The following is a 17807-nucleotide window of genomic DNA, read 5'->3' on the forward strand; positions in this document are numbered from 1 at the left end:
GTCGCGCCCTGCCCCGGACCCCTCGGCGAACCCGCCCAATGGCGCTGGTACGAACCCTTCCAACCCCAACCACCACCCCAGGTGAACTGAACCAGCCAAACAGCCTGGTGCGCAGGCGAATCCAACGGGCAATGAAAAGCAGTGGTCAGCGGACGAACGCCGCCCCGCGTTCGCGGTCCAGGAATGTCTCGGACTTGTTCTTCAGGAAGAACAGGTAGACGACGAGCGAGATCGCGATGCATACGGTGACGTATCCGATGAACAGCGGCACCTGATCGCGTTCCTTGAGCGCCTGGTAGATCAACGGCGCCGTGCCGCCGAACATCGAGTTCGCCAACGCGTATCCCACACCGACGCCGAGCGCCCGAACGTGCACCGGGAACAGCTCCGACTTCACCAGCGCGTTGATCGAGGTGTAGCCGGTGAGGATGACGTACCCAACGGCCACCAGCAGGAAAGAGGTGAGCGGAGAACGGGTTTCGGGCAGGTAGATGATCAGGATGTAGGTGTAGACCAGCCCGCCGAAGCCGAACCACAGCAGCAACGGTTTGCGTCCGACCTTGTCGCTGATCATCCCGCCGACCGGTTGCAACAGCATCAGGAAGATCAGGCCGATCAGGTTGATCCACGTGCCCGTCATACCCTCGCCCTTGTAGGCGGTCTTCACGATCGCTGGGGCGTTGACGCTGTAGGTGTAGAACGCGACGGTGCCGCCCATGGTGATCAGGAAGCACAGCAGCAGAGGTCTCCAGTAGCGGGTGAACAGCTCGCGCATCGAACCGGCGCCCTTTGCCTCGCCGGCTTTCGTCGCCTCGATGACGTCCTCGCTGAGAGACTCGTCCATGGTGCGGCGCAGCCAGAACACCACGACCGCAGCAACCCCACCGATCGCGAAACCGATGCGCCAGCCGAAGTCGCGCAGCTGGTCTTCACTGAGGAACGCGTCGAGCACCAGCAGCGTGAACTGCGCCAGCACGTGCCCGCCCACCAGCGTGACGTACTGGAAGCTCGAGAAGAAGCCGCGACGTTCGCGGGTCGCGGCCTCGGACATGTACGTCGCCGATGTCCCGTACTCACCCCCGGTCGCGAATCCCTGCACAAGACGCGCGAGCACCAGGACGATCGGCGCGGCGATCCCGATCGTCGCCTGGGACGGCACCAGCGCGATCACCATGGAGCAGAACGCCATCAGCGACACACTGACCGTCAGCGCGGCGCGCCGGCCGCGCCGATCGGCGAACCGCCCGAAGAACCACGACCCGACCGGCCGCATCACGAAGGTCACCGCGAAGATCGCGTAGACGTACACCGTCGAGTTCTTCTCGGACTCGTCGAAGAACTGCGCTTCGAAGTACGAGGCGAACACCGTGTAGATGTAGACGTCGTACCACTCGACGAGGTTTCCCGACGAGCCGCGGATCGTGTTCCAGATCGCCCGCCGGGTCTGCGCAGGAGTCGACCGCGGCGGCTGCGCTTCGGTGGTCGGTACGGTCATGGACGGACACGGTATCCGACGGAGCAACCGGTCGGATGGATGTTGTTCATGGTCCTGGGGGCGAGATTGCACTCAGGGTCGTGGTCGGTCGTGAACAGCCCTCAGTGCATTCTCGTGCGTAGGCGCTCGCGGGCATCCACCCGCTCCCGCTGCGGAACCACGACGTACTTCGGGTCGCGCGTCGACGCCACGCCGGCCTCGAACACCCCGAACCGCTGCAGCGCACTGCCCACCAGCAGCGCCGCTCCCGCCGCGACCATCGTCGCCCGGTTACGCCCCAGCAGAGCGCCGACGGCTCCTCCCGCGGTCAGCACCTCCGATACCTGACGCAACCGGTGCGGTCGTCCCGTGGTGTACGCCTCGCCCTCGACGCCCATCCGCCGCTCCATCAGCTGCGACGCCGCCACCTCCATACCCGCGCCCAGTACAGCCATGCGCCGCGCCGGACCGGTCTCGTCGTAGGGCGCCAACAACATCCCCAGGCCGGCGCCGCTGGCCGCCGCCGAACCCGTGAACACGAACGGCAGATACGGGTGCGCCTCCCGCCACGCCGGAACCGCCGTCTGCGACAACAGAACTGCCGTGTACGACGCCACCCCCGACGCTGTTCCCGCCGCCCACAGCCCGGCCGGTCGCGCCGCCCGCTCGACTAACCGGCCCAACGCTGTCTTGCGCAGTCGACGCGGCATCAGCTCGGCCACCGCGATCACGCCCGATCCGGGACCGTACGCCGACAGGATCCAGGTGCCCATGCTCATCGGCGAGCTCGGCTTGGCCACCCGCAGCATGTGGTGGAACCGCTCCGGCCGCCCGAGGTCGGCGATCAGGAAGTACAGGCTCGCCAAAATGCTGACGAGCGAACCGATTCGGGTGACCTTGCGCAGCTCGGTCCGTCCCGTCAGGTCCGCTCCCGCCGCGAGCATCGCCGACCCGCCGGACAGGCCGCCGCAGAACAGGTACACCGCGATCCTCCAGTCCCACACCGGGGTCTTGAGGATCTGCTTGCCGTAGTAGGAGCGGAATTCGGCCTTCGGCACGGCGAGTTGTTCGCGGGGCATCAGCTGCGCCTTCCGAAGAACGAGGACACGGCGATGCCGATCATCGCCGACGCCGCCATGCCCGCGTAACGCCACATCGCGCCCATGTCGCGTGTCGGTACCACAGGATCCGGCGGTAGCCCGTACACCTCGGGTTCGTCGAGCAGCAGGAAGAATGCGCCGTCACCGCCGACACCGTCGTTGGGATCCTCGCCGTACAGCCGTGCCTCGGTGACGCCCCGCTCGTGTAACTCGTTGACACGCAGGGCGGCTCGCTCCCGCAGCTCATCGAGCACACCGAACTGGATGGAGTCCGTCGGACACGCCTTCGCGCAGGCCGGCTCCAGCCCGTCACGCAGACGGTCGTAGCACAGCGTGCACTTCCATGCCCTGCCGTCACCCTCGCGCCGCTCGATAACCCCGTACGGACAGCCGGACACACAGTAACCGCATCCGTTGCAGATGTCCTGCTGCACAACGACGGTCGCGAACTCAGTGCGGAACAGCGCGCCCGTCGGGCACACATCGAGACACCCGGCGTGGGTGCAGTGCTTGCAGACGTCGCTGCTCATCAACCATCGGAAGTCCTGGCGGGTCTCGGCGCTCATCGTGTCGCCGGGGCGCTCGAAACCGGGGATCCCGAGGTCCACGCGTTCCTGTGACGGTTGCTCGATGAACGCGACGTGCCGCCACGAATTGGCGCCCAGCTCACCGGTGTTGTCGAACGACATGCCAAGAAGGTTGTAACCGCTGTCGGGTACCTCGTTCCACTCCTTGCACGCGACCTCGCACGCCTTGCAGCCGATGCACACCGAGGTGTCGGTGAAAAAGCCCATCCGCGGCGGATGTTCGTCGTAGCCCGCGTCGGCGGCGACGTCGTCGAGAGGGCCGTAGAAGCTGTTGTGGCTCATGACTGCTCCTCGGTGTGGTCTTCCGACGGCCCGGTGGTGTCCAGGTTGGTACCGGTCTCGGGGGTGATCCGGGCACGCTCGCGGTACATCGCGATGTACTGCAGCAGCGCAGGACCCCGCGGCCGCCGCCCGGGCTGGATGTCACACGTCGCGACCTTGCTCTCCTGGATGAACACGTTCGGATCGGCCACCACCCCGAGCAGGTCGTTGACCACGTCGCCGTCGATCAAACCGACACTGCCCCAGTGATAAGGCATCCAGACCTGGTGCACGACCCGGTCCTCGACGCGCAACGGCCGCATCCGGTCGGTCACGAACACCCGCGCGTCGACCGCCGAGCGGCTGGTCACCACGTGCGCCCATTCCATATGCGTCAGACCGCGTTCGGCCGCCAGCTCGGGTGACACCTCGACGAACAGACCGGGCTGCAGCTCGCTGAGATACGGCAACTGGCGGCTCATCCCGCCCGCCGTGTGGTGTTCGGTCAACCGTGCGGCGGTGAAGACGAACGGGAACACCTCGCCGTGCAACTCCGGCGGCGACGGGTTCGACGGGTTGTCCGCTCGCCCGTACACCTTGCGCGCCGGGTTTCCCTGCTGCATGTAGAGGGCATTGGCCATCGGCGACTCGTGCGGTTCGTAGTGCGTCGGCAGCGGCCCGTCGAGTACCCCGTTGGGGGCGAACAGCCAGCCCTTGCCGTCGGCCTGCATGACGAACGCGTCGTCGCCGCGCAGCGCCTCGACACCGACTGCGTCCGAGGGTGGTTCGTAGTCGGGCGGTTTGTCCTTTTCGAAATCCGGTACGTCGTAACCCGTCCACTCCCCCTTGTCGTTGTCCCACCAGATGAGCTTCTTGCGCTCGCTCCACGGCCTGCCCTGCGGATCGGCCGACGCGCGGTTGTAGAGCACGCGGCGGTTCATCGGCCACGCCCAACCCCATTGGGAGTCGTCGTGCGGCTCGCGCCGCGCTGCCTGGTTCACCTCGTCGGCGTACACGCCGCTGTAGATCCAACAGCCACACATCGTGGAACCGTCGGACTTCAGCGAGGTATAGCCGTCGACGGCGCGATCGGTCGTCAGATCCACGCCGCTGATGCGCCGCAGCACATCCGCGGCCGACGGCTCGTCACCGTCGAGCTTGTAATCCCACGACAGGTCCAGCAGCGGCCGGTCCCGCTCATCGGTTGAGCCGGCCAGCTTTTCGCGCAGAATCCGGCCCAGGTGGTAGAAGAACCACAGCTCGGAGCGGGCGTCGCCGGACGGTTCGACCGCTTGTTCGCGCCACTGCAGCTTGCGCTGCGTCTGGGTGAACGTGCCGGACTTCTCGACGTGCGAAGCCGCGGGGAACAGGAACACCTCGGTGCGGCAGGTCTGCGGGTCGATCTCGCCGGTCTCGATCTCCGGCGCGTTCTGCCAGAATGTCGCGCTTTCGATTTCGACGAGGTCGCGCACCACCAGCCAGTCCAGGTTGGCCATGCCGAGGCGCTGCAATCGGCCGTGCGCAGACCCCACCGCGGGGTTCTGCCCCAGCAGGAAGTAGCCGAACACGTTGCCGTCGACCATGTCCATCACCGTGCGGTAGGTGCCGTGATCGCCGTTGATGCGGGGCAGATAGTCAAAGCAGAAGTCGTTGTCGGCGGTGGCGTTTTCGCCCCAGTACTCCTTGAGCAGCGACACCATGTAGGTATCGGCGTTGTGCCAGAAGCCTTTCTGGTGGTCGCCGCGGATGTCGTCGACGTACTGCGAGAGCGTTTCTTGGCCGGCGTGCGGCATCGCGAGGTAGCCGGGAAGCAGGTTGAACAGCGTCGGCACGTCGGTCGAGCCCTGGATGCTGGCATGCCCGCGGAGTGCAAACACTCCCCCGCCGGGGCGGCCGATGTTGCCCAACAGCAGCTGGATGATCGACCCGGCGCGGATGAACTGCGCTCCCAGCGTGTGCTGGGTCCACCCGACGCTGTACACCAGCGCGGCGGTGCGCTCGCGGCCGGAGTTCTCGGCCCACGCCCGCGCAACGTCGAGGAAATCCTCTGCGGGCACACCGCAGACGCGTTCCACCATCTCCGGGGTGTAGCGGGCGTAGTGGCGTTTCAGGATCTGGAAGACGCAGCGGGGGTGCTGCAGCGTCGGATCGCTGGGGATCCGATGCGCGGTGTCGTCGATGGGTGCGCCGCCGGACCCCTGCTGGTCCGGCGCGGCCTGCTCCTTGGCCCCGGACCCGCCGCCTTCGCGATCGGTCCGCTGGTACTGCCACGTCGACGGGTCGTAGGAGGCGGATTCGTCGTCGTAGCCGGAGAACAACCCGTTGAGGTCCTCGGCGTCCCGGAACCGCTCGTCGACGAGGAACGAGGCGTTGGTGTAGGCGGTGACGTACTCGCGGAAGTCGAGGTCGTTGCTCAGGATGTAGTTGATGATCCCGCCGAGGAAGGCGATGTCACTGCCCGCCCGCAGCGTGAGGTGCCGGTCGGCCAGCGCGCTGGTGCGGGTGAACCGCGGGTCGATGTGCACGACCTTGGCGCCGCGCAACTTGGCCTCGACCGCCCACTGGAACCCGACCGGATGGGCTTCGGCCATATTCGAACCCATGATCACGATGAAGTCCGAGTTGGCGAGGTCCTGCTGGTAGTCCGTCGCCCCGCCGCGACCGAAGGAGGCTCCCAGACCGGGAACCGTGGCGCTGTGTCAAATACGCGCCTGGTTCTCGATCTGTAACGCGCCCAAGGCGGTGAACAGCTTCTTGATCAGGTAGTTCTCTTCGTTGTCCAGCGTCGCGCCGCCGAGGCTCGCGATGCCCATGGTCCGGCGCAGCGTGTTGCGGTCGGCGTCGAACTGCTGCCACCCCTTGTCCCGCGCGTCGAGCACCCGGTCCGCGACCATGTCCATGGCCGTGTCGAGGTCGATCTCCTGCCACTCGGTGGCGTACGGCGGGCGGTAGCGCACCTTGGTCAGCCGCTGCGGGCCGGTGACGAGCTGCTTGCTCGCAGATCCCTTGGGGCACAGGCGGCCTCGTGAAACGGGACTGTCGGGGTTGCCCTCGATCTGGATGACCTTCTCGTCCTTGACGTAGACCTTCTGTGCGCACCCCACCGCGCAGTACGGACAAACGGAGTGCGCGACCCGGTCGGCTTCGACGGTGCGCGGGGTCAACTCGCTCGAGCGCTTCGACTGGGCGGCGTGGCCGCGCCCCAACGGGTCCTGGCCCATGAGCTGCCGGTACACCGGCCACGACTGGAACAACCCCTTGATGTCCACTGCGCCTCCTTCAGGCCTCGAAGGCTCCTTACCCGACGTTGCTCCCATCAAACCGCGTGCGGACTGCGGTTGCTACGAACCGGGCGTATCTCGGCGTTGCGCCTAGTCACACGGGGTGCGGCGCGAACGGCCGTCGTCGTCGGATGGCTGCTGTGGGCGCCACGGTGGTCGGAACCCGACCCGATCATGGTTTGCACCCTCTATGGTGCTGCTGTGGCCGAAATCGACCGTCGCACCCTGATGATGATGACCGGAGCCGCCGCCTTTGGCGCGGCCGCAATCCAATCGCCGCTGGCCAACGCCTCGCCGGTCCGGCCTTCTCCGCCGGCACAGCCACCACCGGACGCGGTGGCCGGCGCCTACCTCTTCCACGACGAATTCGACGGTCCGGCCGGGTCGGCGCCCGACCGGTCGAAGTGGATCATCCAGAGCTGGGACGACCCGGTGAACCCGCCGATCGCGGGCCACTACCGCGACGACCGCCGCAACGTGTTCATCGACGGCAACTCCAACCTCGTGCTGTGCGCCACGCAGGAAGGCGACCAGTACTTCAGCGGCAAGGTGCTCAGCCACTTCCGCGGCCAGATCGGCACCACCTGGGAAGCGCGGATCAAGTTCGACTGCATGCACCCCGGTCTGTGGCCCGCCTACTGGTTGCTGAATCAGGACCCGCTTCCCGACGGCGAGGTCGACATCGTCGAGTACTACGGCAACGAGTCCTGGCCGCCCGGGACCACCGTGCACGCCGCGTCCAACGGCAAGACGTGGGAGGGCATGTCTATCCCCCAGCTGGTGGATCCCGCGTGGCACACCTGGCGCACCGAGTGGAGTGAGGACGGTTTCCGCTTCTGGCGTGACTACGTCGACGGCGCCGAGCCCTACTTCACCGTTCCGGCCAAGCCGATCCCCGTCCACGGCCGCCCTGGCGACCTGCGGTGGCCGTTCGGTATCCCCGGCTACTGGCTGCAGGCCATCTTCAACCTGGCGGTCGGCGGTTCGGGCGGCGGGGATCCGCGCCGGGCGCCTTACCCGTCGGCCATGCTCATCGACTGGATCCGCGTCTGGTAGACGTCGCCGCCCGCGGTCGGCTCACGTGGCTGGAACCGCTGCTCGTCGGCATTCTCGGTGCCGCGGTGAGCCTCGCGGGCGCCGGACGACCGTCGTTCTGGTACGACGAGGCCGCAACGATCTCGGCGTCCTACAGTCGGCCGCTGTCTGCGCTGTGGCAGATGCTCGGCGACGTCGACGCCGTACACGGCCTGTACTACGTACTGATGCACGGCTGGTTCACCATCGTGCCGCCGACCGAGTTCTGGTCCCGGGTGCCCAGCGGCCTGGCCATCGGGGCCGCCGCGGCTGGGGTGGTGGTGCTGGGTCGGCAGCTGCCGTCGCGGGCGGTCGGGCTCACGGCCGGCGTCATGTGCGCGATCCTGCCCCGGGCGACGTGGGCGGGTATAGAAGCGCGCCCGTATGCGCTGACGATGATGCTGGCGGTCTGGCTGGCCGTGGCGCTGGTGTGGGCCGCCGGACGCGAATCCCGTTGGATCTGGGGGGTTTACGGCGGCCTGCTGGCGGTCTCGATCCTCTTCGACGTCTACCTAGCGTTGCTGGTCCTCGCGCACGCGGTGTTCGTACTGGCGTTCCGGCGGCGTCGGGCGGTGGTGCTGCCGTTTGCGATCACATCGGGTGTGAGCGTCGCGGTAATGGCGCCGTTTGTCGCCGTGGTCGCCGGACAGGCCCAGCAGATCAGCTGGATCACGCCGATCGGCTCGCGCACGTTCGAAGACATTGCCGTACAACAGTATTTCGACCGCAACCCGTACTTCGCGACGCTGTCGTTGGTCGTGGTACTCGCGGCGATCGGGGTGTGGGTCTTCGCGAGGCGCCCGAGTGCCGAAGAGCGGGAAGCCGTCGTGTTGGCCGTCGCCTGGTTGGTGATCCCGACGGCGTTGATCGTCGCGTACTCGGCGGTGCGCGAACCGCTCTACACCCCCCGATATCTGTGCTTCACCGCACCGGCAACGGCGCTGCTGCTGGGCGTCTGCATCATGGCGGTGGCGCGCTCCGCGTGGGTGGCAGCGGCGGTCGTGGTGGTTTTCGCCTTGGTCGCGGCGCCCACTTTCATTGCCGTGCAACGCGGTCCGTACGCGAAATACCACATGGACTACAGCCCGGTAGCCGACCTGATCTCCGCGGAGGCCGCCGCGGGTGATTGCTTGCTGGTCAACGACACCGTCACCTTCCATCCCGCGCCGATGCGACCGTTGATGGCCGCGCGCCCCGACGCCTACGCCGGCCTGGTCGACGTCAGCCTGTGGCAGCGCGCCGCCGACCGCCGCCACGTGTTCGACACCAACCTGATCCCCGAGGCCTCGGTCGGACCGCTCGAGCACTGCGGCGTCGTCTGGATCATCACGCAGGCCGATCCCGACGCCCCCGAACATGAAGAGGGGGTGGCGATTCCACCCGGTCCTCTTTTCGGCGGGACGCGGGCGTTCGCGGTCAGCCACGATATGGGTTTCCGGTTGATCGAGCGGTGGCAGTTCAGTTTGGCGCAGGTGATCAAGGCGGAACGCTAGCCGCGCGTCGGATTGTTCACGCCGAGCGTACGGTTTGTACGTGAACCCGTTTCAATACACGGAGAAGGACACCCGATGAGCACACCGCCGCTGGTACCGCCGTTCACTCACGACACCGCCGTCGCAAAAATCCGTGCTGCAGAGGATAATTGGAACACTCGCGACCCCGTGCGCGTCGCGCAGGGTTATACGCCGGACAGCCGGTGGCGCAACCGATCGACCTTTCTTCAGGGCCGCGAAGAGATCATCGAGTTCCTGACCGGCAAGTGGGAGCAAGAACTCGAGTATCGACTGATCAAGGAGCTGTGGGCGTACGGCGACGAGCGCATCGCCGTCCGGTTCGCCTACGAATATCACGATGCCGAGGGCCGGTGGTTCCGGGCGTACGGCAACGAGAACTGGGAGTTCGCCGCCGACGGGCTGATGAAGACGCGCCACGCGAGCATCAACGATGTCGCGATCACCGACCAGCAACGGTTGTTCCACTGGGACCGCTCCGGCCCGCGGCCGGCCGACCACCCGGGACTGAGCGACCTGGGATTGTGACGGGACGAGCGCTCAGTCAGGTACGAAACGGGCGGACGGCCGCGTAAGCCAGTCATAGTCGCCCCTCGGCAGGATCCAGCACAGAGCCCCTTGACGCCGCCCGGCTCCAGCAGAAAGCCCTTCGACACTGCCCAGCTATCAGCGAATTATTCGCTCGGAGCGAATAATTCGCTCTGAGGCGGGCACTTGCGATGCGGAACCCACCAGAAACCAGTGGGACTGGTAGTGCCAGTGAGGCTGGTGGAGCTAAATTGAGGCTGTGGAGCTAAGAAGGCTGTGGAGCTAACGAGGCTGTGGAGCTAACGAGGCTTGGGCGTTGAGCGCTCCCGCGAAAGAAGCGTTCGGGTGCCGTCGCCGCCGCGGCGGGTCACCTTTCGCGCGTCGAGGAGTTCGAGCAACGGCACCGCGACCCGCCGGGTGGTGTTCAGCGCGCGCTTGGCCTCGGCGACGGTGAACGGTTGCGGCAGCGCCGCGAGGATCTTTGCGGCGCGGTCGACGGCCTCGGGACCGAGGACGACGCCGTCGGCGATCCGGGTGAGCCGTCCGGCGCGGATCGCCGCCGCGAGTTCGCGCGGTCCCAGGTTCAGGTCGACGAGTTCGTCGGCCTCCGGTGCGTGAAACGGCTCGACCGCCAACCACTCCTCGACCGTTCGCACGGCCTTGTCGACGCGTGCGGGCAACTCCGCATCAGGGCGTCGCACCACCCCGTCAGCCACCTCAAGTCCGGCGCCCTCCAACAGCGCGAGCAGGAGTTCGGCGGCGGGCACACCGGCCTGCTGGCGTAAGGCTTCCAGCGGCATTCCCGCCGCGATGTCGTGACCGGCTGTCCAGTCGTCGAGCGCAGCCGTCATCTGGTGGCGACGCTGCGCCCACCAGTCGTCGTCGACCATCCACTCCCCGACGCGGGTGCCGTCAGCGTCAAAACCCATGGCGTGCAACTCGGTTACGCGGACACACGGTGGCGGACGCACATGCCCGGTTGCCAGTTCCTCACCGCGCTCGCGTGCCGCACCGCGACGCCGCAGCGCGGGCGGCCGCACGTCGAGCACCTCGACGCCCGCGGCGATGCGGTGCTCGCCGGGGTCACGCAACAAGCCGATGTCACCGACCCGCAGCGGAAGCGGACGCGTCAGCCGAAGCCGTGCGGCCGCCGCGCCGAGCGGTCGCACGCGCACCGGCACCGCGGCCGACCCGATGTGGAGCACGAGTTGCCGATGCAGTTCGCCGGGTTCCCTTAACAGAACGTCGATTTCGGCGGTATCCAGCCATGCACCTGGCGTGCGCATGGTGTCGCCGCGACCGATGTGCCTGCGGTCGACACCGCGCACATTCACCGCGACCCGCGCGATGGCGCCGACCTCCCGCTGGTCTTCGCTGAGCGACTGCAGACCGCGGATCGTCAGCCGTCGTCCCGCGTGCTCGAGCTCGTCGCCGACACGCAAGGTGCCTCCCGCCAGCGTCCCCGTCACCACCGTGCCCGCGCCGCGGACGGTGAACGACCGGTCGACCCACAGCCGCACGTCGGCGTCGCGGTCGGGCGCGGGCAGCGCGTCGACAAACGAAATGACCGCGGCGCGAACGGCTTCCAGATCCGTGCCGAGCACCACCGGAACGTCGGGCAGCCGCTCTCGGACTTGTTCGATCGCGTCAGCGGGGTCGGCGAGGTCGGCCTTGCTGATCACGACGAGCAGGTGCCGAACCCCGAGCGCCTTCAGCGCGTCGAGGTGTTCGTCGGACTGCGGCATCCAGCCTTCCGTCGCGGCGACGACGAACATGACGGCGGGGACGGGGCCCACGCCGGCGAGCATGTTCGCGACGAACCGTTCGTGGCCCGGCACGTCGACGAACGCGACCTCACGCCCGTCGAGCGTGGTCCACGCGAAACCGAGATCGATGGTCAGGCCGCGTCGCTGCTCCTCGGCGAGCCGGTCCGGCCACATGCCGGTGAGGCGTTCGACGAGCGTGGACTTGCCGTGGTCGACGTGGCCCGCGGTCGCTACGACGTACACGCCAGCACCGCCTGGACGAGCAGGCCGTCGTCGCCGGGGGCCACCGTGCGCAGGTCCAGCAGGCACCGGCCGCTCTCCAGCCGTCCGACGACCGCGGGTGTGCCGGTGCGTAACGGCGCGGCATAGTCCTCCGGCAGGCTGACCGCAGCGCTCGGCAGCGCGACGTCGGGCGCGCCACCACCGCCGACCGCGGCGGTGCAGTCGACGGCTTCGGCTCCCGGGAGCTGGGCGGCCAGGGCCTGCGCGCGGGTCCGCAAGTCGGCGACCTCGGCGTCGAGCGCCTGCATGACCGGCGGCGGCGGGCCGACCAGCGTGGCCTCCAGCGCGGCCAGGGTCAGCTTGTCGACGCGCAGCGCCCGCGCGGCGGGATGGCGGCGCAGCCGCTCGATGAGCTCCGCCGAGCCGAACAGCAGACCGGCCTGGGGCCCGCCGAGCAGCTTGTCCCCGCTGGCGGTGACGACGTCGGCGCCGTCGCGCAGCATCGTGGTCGCGTCGGGCTCATCGGGCAGCAGCGGATGCGGAGTGAGGAGACCGGAGCCGATGTCGGCAACGAGGGGAACGACTTTCTTCCCGTCGCTTCGCTCGCCCCGGACGAGGGAGGCGAGCTCGGGCACACCGACCGTCGAGGTGAATCCCGCGACCGAGTAGTTCGACGGGTGCACCTTGAGGATGAAACCGGTGTCTGGGCCGAGCGCGTCGGTGTAATCGCGCAGGTGGGTGCGGTTGGTGGTGCCGACCTCGCGGATGCGCGAGCCCGTGGACTCCATCAGCTCGGGCAGGCGGAAGCCGTCGCCGATCTCGATCAGTTCGCCGCGGCTGACGACGATCTCCTTACCGGGTGCCAGGGTCATCGCGGTGAGCAGCAGCGCGGCGGCGTTGTTGTTGACGACGTGCACGCCGCCGGCCGTCGGGACCGCACTGGCCAACGCGGCGAGCGCGCCGCGTCCGCGCCGGGCCCGGCGTCCGGTTTCGAGGTCGAACTCCACGTCGGTGGCGCCGCTCGCGGTGACGACCGCGTCGACCGCGGCCTCCGACAGCGGGGCCCGACCGAGGTTGGTGTGCACGACGACCCCGGTGGCGTTGATGACCGGGCGCAGGGTGGCCGCGCTTGTGGGCAGCGATGCGACCGCGTCGTCGGCGACCCGCTCAGGCTCGATCTCACCGGCCCGCGCACGTTGTTGCGATTGCCCCACAACGGTTTTCACCAGTGTCCGACCCAGCACCCGCGATGCCTCGGCCAGGCGTGGATCGGCGAGCAGCGCGTCGGTGCGCGGCACCCGTCGTCGCGGATCGGTCACCGGGTCACCCCCCGCGATTTGTGCACCTTCAGGCGCGCCCAGCGCAACAAAACGTGCACAAATCGCATGAGGCCATCATGGCGCAACCGCGTCGATCGGGTACACCGGTGGTGTGTTGACGTCGGTGGGGCACGGTGCGCTCGATAAGTCGGAGCTCGCGCGGCTGCTGCGCGAGGCTGAGGTCGAGGCGCTCATCGACATCCGCCGCTATCCGAACAGCCGGCACAACCCCGACGTCGCGATGGCCGCGATCACCGAGTGGGCCGAAGAAGCCGGGTTGGCATACCGCTGGGAGCAGCGACTGGGCGGACGCAGAAGTCTGCCGGCGGGTTCGGAGCCCGAGGATCCGTGGTGGCGGGTCAAGCAGTTCGCCGCCTACGCCGCGTACACGCGCACCGAGGAGTTCGACGACGGCATCGGCGAGCTTGTGGAACAGTCACAGCGACAACACACCGCGATGATGTGCAGCGAGTCGGTGTGGTGGCGGTGCCACCGCCGGATCGTCGCCGACGTCGCGGTGTTGCGGTTCTCGGTGCCGGTCATGCACCTGATGCACGACGGCCGGCTGGTGCCGCACGAGCCGTCGGACGGGGCCCGGATTCGCGACGACGGCCTGGTCGTGTGGAACGGCTGATCACCGGAAGGGGTGGCGGAGGCGGACGGGAATCGAACCCGCCAGCGACAGGATCTGCCGCTCAGCGATTTTGAAGACCGCGCCGGTCACCAGACCGGATACGCCTCCCTGACCCACCGCCCGATCATGCCAGGCAGCATGGAGGCTGTGACCGAGCAGATGACCTACCGACTGACCCAGTACGCCCACGGCGGCGGATGCGCGTGCAAGATCCCGCCCGGCGAGCTCGAAGACGTCGTTCGGGGCCTGACCGGCGCGGCGCCGCGCAATCCGGTCGGCGAGCTGCTGGTGGGACTCGACGACGGTGACGACGCGGCGGCGGTGCGCATCGACGGCGGCTCAGGCGGGGGGGTCGCGTTGATCGCGACGACGGACTTCTTCACCCCGGTGGTCGACGACCCGTACGACTGGGGCCGCATCGCCGCCACCAACGCGTTGTCGGATGTGTACGCGATGGGCGGACGGCCGGTCGTCGCGGTGAACCTGCTGGGCTGGCCGCGCGAGGTGCTGCCGTTCGAGTTGGTCAGCGAGGTGCTGCGCGGCGGACTGGACGTGTGCGGCGCCGCGGGCTGCCACTTGGCCGGCGGGCACAGCGTCGACGACCCGGAACCGAAGTACGGGTTGGCCGTCACCGGTGTGGCCGATCCGAATCGGTTGCTGCGCAACGACGCAGGCAAACCGGGTGTGCCGCTGTCGTTGACCAAGCCGTTGGGCGTCGGGGTGCTCAACAGTCGACACAAGAACACCGGAGAGACGTTCCCGGAGGCGATCGCGGTGATGACCACGCTGAACGCCGATGCCGCGCGGGCCGCCGTCGACGCCGGTGTCGAATGCGCCACCGACATAACGGGTTTCGGGCTACTCGGACACCTGCACAAGCTCGCGCGCGCCAGCGGTGTCACCGCGGTGATCGACAGCGCGGCGGTGCCTTATATCGACGGTGCGCGAGAGGCGTTGGCGCAGGGCTACGTCAGCGGCGGAACTCGGCGCAACCTGGACTGGGTGGCGCCGCACGTCGACCTGACCGCCGTTGACGAAGACGAGGCGCTGTTGCTGGCCGACGCGCAGACCTCAGGTGGTCTGCTGATCGCCGGAGAGATTCCGGGCGCACCCGTGATCGGCGAACTGGTGCCGCGTGGCGAGCACACGATCGTCGTGCGCTGAAAGTTATGCCCGGGCCGTCCAGGCCACGCTGTCGGACTGAGCATCCCGGATGACCGTGTCGGCGGCGTCGCTCCACTGCGCGCATTCCGGTGTGCCGTCGTTCGATTTACCGACCGCGCACCGCATGACCATCGCACCGAGCGCGGGCGTCGTCATATGCGGTATCACAAGCAGTTTCACCGACGCAGAACGTCCGGCGACCACCATCAGCCGATGCGGCCGACGCGGGGCGGGATTCTTGGTGCGGGTGCTCGACAGGATCGAGTTGTAGTCCAGCGTGCCCTCGGTGGCCGCCCAGTTGACCCGGATATCGATGATCTCACCCAGCGTCTTGTGCAGGGTTTCGATCAGCTCGGGCAGTTCACCGGCTACCGAGCCGGTGTGGGGCCACCAGGCACCGTCGATGTCGGAGCCGAGTTGTGGTGCGAGCACGAGGCGGACGGGTCGGGCCAGCCGCCGCGTCCCCGTGAGGCCGTTCATGCCGAGGGTGTGGACGGACCGCGTTCGGGGCGGTCGGAGAACACCGGATTGGTCACGGGTTCGTTGGAGTGGTCTTCGCTCGAGACGTACTCGGGCTGCTGAGGGTGTGAAAACAGGTCGTTCGACTGCATGTAGCAAGTCCTTCGTTACGTTCCGCTGCGGCCGATGTCGAAAATGGCGCGCGGTGTCAAAGCGCAGTTCCATCGCGTGGAAAAGATGGCTGCTAACCGGAGACGGCTGCCTTCAGGTTACACCCGTACCCAGAAGCGTGTGATCAACGGGTCGCGCCGTTGATCTGCGGCGTGGAGATCATGCCCTTCTCCACGCCCCACATCAGGGCGATGGTGCGGTACTCGCCGGTGGAGATCAGGTGCGCCAACGCCTGGCGCAGCGACTCGGCCAGCCCGGACTCCTTGGCCACCGGCCAGCCGTAGGGCGCGGAGTTGAAGACGTCTCCTGCGGCCTCCAGCGCACCGCCCGAGGTCTTGATCGCGAACCCCGCGACCGGTGAGTCCGTGGCCATGACGTCGACCTCTCCGTTGATCAGCGCCTTGGTCAGGTCGTCCTGCGTCACGTAGACGACTTCGTCGATGGGCGCCGATCCGGCGGCCACACACTCCTTGCTCTTCGCCGGAATCTCCTCGGTCTCCTGAAGCGTCGCGTATGCCACGCCGATACGCAGCCCGCATGCGTCGGCCGGGGTGAACCCGGACCCGGTCCGCTGCGCCCACAGCGTGCCCGCCTGGAAGTAGGTGACGAAGTCGACCGACGCCTCGCGCTCCTTCGTGTCGGTGACCGATGACATGCCGACGTTGAAGTCACCGGCCCGCACCGACGGCAGGATGGCCTCGAACGCGGTCTCGCGGTATTCGGGAACCAGACCCAGCGTTCGCGCGATCGCGTTCATCAGATCGACGTCGAAGCCGACGATCTGACCGTCGGCATCTTTGAATTCGTTTGGCGCATAAGGGGTGTTGACACCGATGACGAGCTTGCCCGTTGACCGGATGTCCGCGGGCACCGTCGCCGCGATCGATGCGACCGCGCCTTCAGCGGCGGGCGGCGGCGTCGTGGTCTCTTCGACGCTGGCCGGTCTGGCGCTGCCGTCGCCGCGCCACTGCAATACGCCGAAGGTGCCAAGCGCCGCGACCAGCATGACCGACGCCGCCATGGCCAGCGCCCGGCGTGGCACCCGTCGGGCACGTGCCGTTGCCGGTGCCCGTCGCGCCTGGTGCCTGCCGCTGCCCGCGGTGCGTACCGGTGCGGTGAGCGCACGGCGTGCGGCGTCGGCCAGGTCGCCGGCCTTCTGGTAGCGCTTGGCAGGCGTCTTGGCCATACCTTTGGCGATGACTTCGTCGAAGGCCGCCAATCGCGGGTCGACCGCCGACGGCTTCGGCACGTCCTTGCTCATGTGGCCGGCGATCTGCTGCTCGAGGCTGTCGGCGGGATACGGGCGCACGCCGGTCAGGCACTCGTAGAGCACGCAGGCCAGTGCATAGATGTCGGCGGTCTGGTCGACCGGTTTGCCCTCGAAGCGTTCGGGGGCCATGTACGCCATCGTCCCGAGTGTGCTGCCCGCGGTGGTCAGGCCTTTCTCGCCTGCGCTGCGCGCCAAGCCGAAGTCGATGAGGTACACGAATTGGCGTTCGGTGACCAGAATGTTCGACGGCTTGATGTCGCGGTGGATCAGGCCGCGGGCATGGGCGGCGTCGAGAGCCGTGGCCACCTGTTCGGCGATCTTGACCGCCAGCGTGGTGTCGAGTGGGCGTTTACCGGCGTCGCTGAGGATGGCGCCCAGGTTGCGGCCCTCGATGAGGCGCATGTCGAGGTAGAGGCGGCCGTCGATCTCGCCGAACCCGTGAATGGGCACGACGTGCGGGTCGTTGAGCCCGGCGGCGGCCTGGGACTCGCGCCGGAAGCGCTGCTGGAAGATCTCGTCGGCGGCCATGCTCGGCGGCAACACCTTCAGCGCGACGATGCGGTCGGTCTTGGTGTCGTAGGCGCGGTAGACCTCGCCCATACCGCCGCGGCCGATCAGTTCCTGCAGCTGGTAGTGCCCGAATGGTGTCGCGTCCACCGTCTTTATTAACCCCTCGACAGCGGCCAACCCCGCATCGTGTGTCGATTGAAGTTACATCATGTTTGCCAGAATCTCTGAATATTCTTCGCCGTTCTTGGCGGGCGGCCGCGGGCCTGCCCTGGTTGTGCTTGTGCTGCTGTTTTCGGGGTGGGCGGGACAGGTTGCTGCCGGTGACGGATGTTGCCGGTCGTTCGCGCGGCGCGAGCGTGCGCAAAGTGCTGATTTTTCGCGGCGTGTCGGGTGCCGACGCGCACTCAGTGTGATGGTTGTGGGGCCGCGTTTGCGGTGGTTGGGTTCTTCTCATCTGGTGCCTGGTTCAGACGCGC

15 protein-coding genes and 1 tRNA gene are annotated in these 17807 nt (G+C 67.7%); 6 read left to right on the plus strand and 10 right to left on the minus strand.

Annotation, left to right across the window (positions count from 1 at the left end):
- Positions 1-90: hypothetical protein (locus tag A5790_RS26235; protein WP_231987793.1), on the plus strand; the 90-nt coding region annotated here is incomplete at its 5' end.
- A gap of 55 nt (positions 91-145) precedes the next feature.
- Here the strand turns inward: A5790_RS26235 and A5790_RS15165 are convergent.
- From A5790_RS15165 to fdh, 4 genes are all read right to left on the minus strand, one after another.
- Entirely contained in the window at positions 146-1495 is a 1350-nt protein-coding gene (locus A5790_RS15165; RefSeq protein ID WP_066845722.1) for an MFS transporter, read from the minus strand.
- 101 nt (positions 1496-1596) lie between these two features.
- Complete coding sequence (nrfD, locus tag A5790_RS15170; protein ID WP_066845724.1) at positions 1597-2553, minus strand: NrfD/PsrC family molybdoenzyme membrane anchor subunit; 957 nt, start codon at positions 2551-2553, stop codon at positions 1597-1599.
- Positions 2553-3443, minus strand: coding sequence for a 4Fe-4S dicluster domain-containing protein (locus tag A5790_RS15175; protein WP_066845730.1), 891 nt, complete (start codon positions 3441-3443; stop codon positions 2553-2555). The genes nrfD and A5790_RS15175 overlap by 1 nt, the downstream gene beginning before the upstream one ends.
- Positions 3440-6643, minus strand: a complete 3204-nt coding sequence (fdh, locus tag A5790_RS15180) for a formate dehydrogenase (RefSeq protein ID WP_156656411.1) — start codon at positions 6641-6643, stop codon at positions 3440-3442. Before fdh ends, A5790_RS15175 begins: the two co-directional genes overlap by 4 nt.
- 270 nt (positions 6644-6913) lie before the next feature.
- Here fdh and A5790_RS15190 point away from each other — a divergent pair, with 270 nt between their 5' ends.
- The 3 genes from A5790_RS15190 to A5790_RS15200 all read left to right on the plus strand — a co-directional run bounded on the left by A5790_RS15190 (position 6914) and on the right by A5790_RS15200 (position 9816).
- Positions 6914-7759, plus strand: coding sequence for a family 16 glycosylhydrolase (locus tag A5790_RS15190; protein WP_066845751.1), 846 nt, complete (start codon positions 6914-6916; stop codon positions 7757-7759).
- Positions 7753-9270: a glycosyltransferase family 39 protein gene (locus A5790_RS15195; protein ID WP_066845753.1), complete on the plus strand. Its 1518-nt coding sequence runs from the start codon at positions 7753-7755 to the stop codon at positions 9268-9270. The genes A5790_RS15190 and A5790_RS15195 overlap by 7 nt, the downstream gene beginning before the upstream one ends.
- Before the next feature lie 75 nt (positions 9271-9345).
- The gene (locus A5790_RS15200) at positions 9346-9816 is read left to right on the plus strand and encodes a nuclear transport factor 2 family protein (RefSeq protein WP_066845736.1); all 471 of its coding nucleotides are present in this window, start codon (positions 9346-9348) and stop codon (positions 9814-9816) included.
- Between the two features lie 299 nt (positions 9817-10115).
- Here the strand turns inward: A5790_RS15200 and A5790_RS15205 are convergent, their stop codons facing one another.
- Together A5790_RS15205 and selA are read right to left on the minus strand one after the other, a co-directional pair.
- Positions 10116-11825 (minus strand): selenocysteine-specific translation elongation factor, encoded by a 1710-nt coding sequence (locus A5790_RS15205; protein WP_066845738.1) that lies wholly within the window; start codon positions 11823-11825, stop codon positions 10116-10118.
- Positions 11813-13123, minus strand: a complete 1311-nt coding sequence (gene selA, locus A5790_RS15210; protein WP_066845740.1) for an L-seryl-tRNA(Sec) selenium transferase — start codon at positions 13121-13123, stop codon at positions 11813-11815. Before selA ends, A5790_RS15205 begins: the two co-directional genes overlap by 13 nt.
- Positions 13124-13235: 112 nt before the next feature.
- On the opposite strand from selA, the gene A5790_RS15215 reads away from it, so the two are divergent.
- Entirely contained in the window at positions 13236-13757 is a 522-nt protein-coding gene (locus tag A5790_RS15215) for a DUF488 family protein (RefSeq protein ID WP_066845744.1), read from the plus strand.
- Between the two features lie 13 nt (positions 13758-13770).
- Here A5790_RS15215 and A5790_RS15220 read toward each other — a convergent pair.
- Positions 13771-13865, minus strand: a tRNA-Sec gene (locus tag A5790_RS15220).
- A gap of 51 nt (positions 13866-13916) precedes the next feature.
- On the opposite strand from A5790_RS15220, the gene selD reads away from it, so the two are divergent.
- On the plus strand, positions 13917-14921 hold the full coding sequence (selD, locus tag A5790_RS15225; protein ID WP_066845755.1) for a selenide, water dikinase SelD: 1005 nt from the start codon (positions 13917-13919) through the stop codon (positions 14919-14921).
- 3 nt (positions 14922-14924) lie between these two features.
- On the opposite strand, the gene A5790_RS15230 is transcribed toward selD, so the two are convergent.
- From A5790_RS15230 to A5790_RS15235, 3 genes are all read right to left on the minus strand, one after another.
- Positions 14925-15401: a DUF5994 family protein gene (locus A5790_RS15230; RefSeq protein ID WP_066845746.1), complete on the minus strand. Its 477-nt coding sequence runs from the start codon at positions 15399-15401 to the stop codon at positions 14925-14927.
- Positions 15398-15532 carry a hypothetical protein gene (locus A5790_RS26395; protein ID WP_255361605.1) on the minus strand — a complete coding sequence of 45 codons (135 nt, stop codon included), beginning with the start codon at positions 15530-15532 and terminating at the stop codon, positions 15398-15400. The genes A5790_RS15230 and A5790_RS26395 overlap by 4 nt, the downstream gene beginning before the upstream one ends.
- Positions 15533-15675: 143 nt before the next feature.
- Positions 15676-17478, minus strand: a complete 1803-nt coding sequence (locus A5790_RS15235) for a bifunctional serine/threonine-protein kinase/transporter substrate-binding domain-containing protein (RefSeq protein WP_066845749.1) — start codon at positions 17476-17478, stop codon at positions 15676-15678.
- Between the last annotated feature and the right edge of the window lie 329 nt (positions 17479-17807).

It is taken from the genome of Mycobacterium sp. 852002-51152_SCH6134967, from assembly GCF_001667105.1.
GTDB lineage: Bacteria > Actinomycetota > Actinomycetes > Mycobacteriales > Mycobacteriaceae > Mycobacterium > Mycobacterium neumannii_A.

Excerpts from the sequence above, each read along its gene's own strand:
- A5790_RS15200 (WP_066845736.1), top strand. The coding sequence starts at position 9,346 with ATGAGCACACCGCCGCTGGTACCGCCGTTCACTCACGACACCGCCGTC.
- A5790_RS15230 (WP_066845746.1), bottom strand. The coding sequence starts at position 15,401 with ATGAACGGCCTCACGGGGACGCGGCGGCTGGCCCGACCCGTCCGCCTC.
- A5790_RS15165 (WP_066845722.1), bottom strand. The coding sequence starts at position 1,495 with ATGACCGTACCGACCACCGAAGCGCAGCCGCCGCGGTCGACTCCTGCG.
- selD (WP_066845755.1), top strand. The coding sequence starts at position 13,917 with ATGACCTACCGACTGACCCAGTACGCCCACGGCGGCGGATGCGCGTGC.
- A5790_RS26395 (WP_255361605.1), bottom strand. The coding sequence starts at position 15,532 with ATGCAGTCGAACGACCTGTTTTCACACCCTCAGCAGCCCGAGTACGTC.
- nrfD (WP_066845724.1), bottom strand. The coding sequence starts at position 2,553 with ATGCCCCGCGAACAACTCGCCGTGCCGAAGGCCGAATTCCGCTCCTAC.
- A5790_RS15175 (WP_066845730.1), bottom strand. The coding sequence starts at position 3,443 with ATGAGCCACAACAGCTTCTACGGCCCTCTCGACGACGTCGCCGCCGAC.